The organism is Butyrivibrio sp. (assembly GCF_024699075.1).
Map to the genome: position 1 here is coordinate 1 of NZ_JAILQF010000461.1, position 3324 is coordinate 3324.

Below are 3324 nucleotides of genomic sequence, written 5' to 3' on the forward strand. Positions count from 1 at the left end.
ATTACCAACGCAGGAATCAGTGCCTGGGAGAAAGGGAACACTACCCCCAGCGCCGAAGCTCTTCTGACGGTCTGTGAGATACTTAAGATAAGCGATATTTACACAGAATTCATTGGTGAGAATCCTCTGGATCCTTTTAAAGAACTTAATTCTGAAGGAACTCAGAAGGCACTCGAATACATTGATCTTCTCAAAAAGTCCGGAGATTACAAAAAGCACAGCTCAGATATTATCGATATTGGGCCTCGTCTCATGAAGATAGCCCTTATTTCTGCATCAGCAGGTACCGGTAATCTTCTTGATGAAGAGAACTTCGAAATGATGGAGATCACAGAACCTGTTCCTAAGAAAGCTGACTTTGGCGTATACATTACAGGAGACAGTATGGAACCCAGGTTCCATGACGAAGAGCTTGTCTGGATTGAACAGAAAGACATGCTCGAATCAGGTGACATCGGACTCTTTTTTCTGGATGGAATGACTTATATCAAAAAATATGTAGTTAATAAATCGGGAACATTCTTGGTATCACTCAATGCCAAGTACAAGCCTATTGAAGTGGGCGAATATAATACTTTCAAAATATTTGGCAAGCTCGCCACAGATTAAGCATCTTTGCCTGATTGGAACACGTCCTTATTGCCAAAACCTTATCAGTGCTCAGATTTGCACCATTAAAGTCATTAGATCATATGGATATTAACCAAAAAACTTACATCGCCATAGATATGAAAAGCTTCTATGCATCTGTTGAATGTGTAGCCAGAGGTCTTGACCCCTTAAGTGCCAAGCTTCTCGTAGCAGATGCAAGCAGATCCGATCAGACCATCTGCCTTGCGGTATCTCCTGCTCTTAAAGGTATCGGCGTTCCCAGTAGGCCTAGACTCTTTGAAGCCAAACAAGCGATAAGTAAATATGAAAAGCTCCACCATACCAAAGTGCGTTATATCACGGCAACTCCACGTATGGCGGAATATGAAAAAATCTCTGCAAAGATATATGGAATATACCTAAAGTATGTATCACCCGAAGATGTCCATGTATACAGCATTGATGAATGTTTTATTGATTGCACGCCATATCTGCACTTCTATGAAGATGCCGCCAGAAAGGCCTGCCAGCATCCGGCCCACTTCATGGCGCTAACCATTATACGTGATGTGCTTAAGAATACCGGCATCACGGCAACTGTCGGGATTGGAACCAATCTATACCTTGCCAAGGTTGCCATGGACATAGTGGCTAAGAAAGCTCCCGCCGATAAAGACGGGGTCCGGATCGCATCACTTACGGAAGAAAGCTACAGGCTTCTTTTATGGGAGCATAAGCCTCTCACCGACTTCTGGCAGATAGGTCGTGGTAAGGCTGCAAGGCTTGCCAGCAATCATATGTACACCATGGGTGATATAGCTGAACGTTCACAGCTGGATGAAGAGTTATTGTATAAAATCTTCGGTATTGATGCAGAAATACTGATCGATCATGCATGGGGGATAGAACCTGTCACCATGTATGATATTAAGCACTACAAGAGCGACAACCACTCCCTTACCAATGGTCAGGTACTTCAAAGACCTTACAAATACCAAGAGGCCTGCGTTGTATTTAAAGAGATGATCGACATACTGTGCTGCGATATGTACAAAAAGAACCTTGTATCCTCAAGATTCACCTGGTGGATAAGTTACGATTACAAAAGCATGGAGTACTTCCCTGAATATGATGGAAGACTATCCATCGACTGGTACGGAAGGCTCCATCCTGCTCACTCCAACGGAACTGTCAGATTAACTGCCGCTACTAATGCTGCAAATATCATCATTCCTAAGATCATGCAAGACATTGCAAAAAAGAGCGATCACAGGATCCTGCTTAGAAGGCTCGGTGTCAGTGCCTGCGATGTTACAAGCGATGATGGAATATATCAGCTGGATCTCTTTACTGATTATGATGCCTTAGATAGGGAGAAGAGAATTCACGCTGCTCTTCTTGAAGTCAGAAACAAGTACGGAGCCAATGCCCTACTAAAAGGAACAAACTTTTTAGAAGGTGCAACAACCAGAATGAGAAATGAGCAGATTGGTGGGCATAAGGCCTAAGTCTAACGAAGGAGGAACCACAATGTATAATGCCACATATAACAATGCATTTCCTTCCTCTTTCAGATATAAGAATGTCTTAGAGAAAGGAAAGCCTGTGCATGATAAATACGACAGTTTTTCATTAAAGCATCCTGCCATGGATCTTTCAAGACGGGCGAAGATATTCAGTCCATTTGATGCACTTAAAGGATTTGATGACGAACTTGCTAAGATGCAGACAGATGTAACAGACAATTACCTCGACGATACAATCCACATAGATGAAGCACCCTAAATCAGTTCATATAACAAGCAGTCCATCTTACCTATTCGAACAAAATATGTAGGCGAATTATTGTATAACTGTCATGACAACATATGTTCATTGTAAAGTCAGACACTTACCTGCAGGAGATAATATTATGTGTACCAGATATGCTCTTGAAAAAGACCTTCCTGAATTAAAAGATATAATAGATGCAGCCTCAAGATCGAGACTCGTACAGAAATTTATTGATAGCTACGCAAGACCATTCATTACTTATGGCGAAGTCCGTCCTACTGATATCGTACCTGTCCTTGCTCCCAATCCCAAGGGTGAAAGGTGCGCCTATCCTATGCAATGGGGCTTTCTATCCAAAGATAATAAGAGAACTCTTTTCAATGCCCGCATGGAAACAGCAAGTGTTAAGCCCACTTTTAAAGATGCCTGGAAATCTCACAGATGCATCATCCCGGCTTCCCATTATTATGAATGGCAACACTTTAAAAACCCTGATGGCAAAGAAAAAACCGGTGATAAGTTTGCAATCCAGCCTGCCGGATTAACTGTGACCTGGCTGTGCGGCCTGTACCGCATTGAAGAAGGCTATCCTGTCTTTGTAGTCCTGACAAAAGATCCAACCAAAGAACTAGCCAAGATTCACGACCGAATACCTCTCATACTTCCAACAGATAAGATTGATGACTGGATAAGCCCATCGTCAGATCCTGAAGAAATAGTCAGATTTGCTCTTGAAGATATGGTCATAGAAAAAGCTGAGAGTTAACACATCTCTCAGCTTTCTATCATCAGCCCACATGGGGAACAATATATACTCACAAATTCTTCGAAGATACTGCTCCTCCAGAGTGGAAATACTCATTACACGATTTTCTTTAAAGGTTCTGTTGTATCTTCACTGCCCTGCTCTTCAATATCATCTAGATATTTTCTGATCTCATCGATATACATCTGTCCGAT

The 3324-nt window shown here is 42.1% G+C and carries 4 protein-coding genes; all 4 read left to right on the plus strand.

What is annotated here, in order from left to right:
* Window positions 1-609, plus strand: a 609-nt coding sequence (locus K6G87_RS18215) for a LexA family transcriptional regulator (RefSeq protein WP_296840468.1), incomplete at its 5' end; no start/stop codon positions are given.
* An 83-nt stretch (window positions 610-692) separates the two neighbouring features.
* Window positions 693-2099: a Y-family DNA polymerase gene (locus K6G87_RS18220; RefSeq protein ID WP_296840470.1), complete on the plus strand. Its 1407-nt coding sequence runs from the start codon at window positions 693-695 to the stop codon at window positions 2097-2099.
* A gap of 22 nt (window positions 2100-2121) precedes the next feature.
* Window positions 2122-2376, plus strand: a complete 255-nt coding sequence (locus tag K6G87_RS18225) for a hypothetical protein (RefSeq protein WP_022758678.1) — start codon at window positions 2122-2124, stop codon at window positions 2374-2376.
* Between the two features lie 127 nt (window positions 2377-2503).
* Complete coding sequence (locus tag K6G87_RS18230) at window positions 2504-3130, plus strand: SOS response-associated peptidase (protein ID WP_296840473.1); 627 nt, start codon at window positions 2504-2506, stop codon at window positions 3128-3130.
* Window positions 3131-3324: the final 194 nt, after the last annotated feature.

Bases quoted from the DNA above. Each gene is read 5' to 3' on its own strand.
- K6G87_RS18225 (WP_022758678.1), top strand. From the start codon at position 2,122: ATGTATAATGCCACATATAACAATGCATTTCCTTCCTCTTTCAGATAT.
- K6G87_RS18220 (WP_296840470.1), top strand. From the start codon at position 693: ATGGATATTAACCAAAAAACTTACATCGCCATAGATATGAAAAGCTTC.
- K6G87_RS18230 (WP_296840473.1), top strand. From the start codon at position 2,504: ATGTGTACCAGATATGCTCTTGAAAAAGACCTTCCTGAATTAAAAGAT.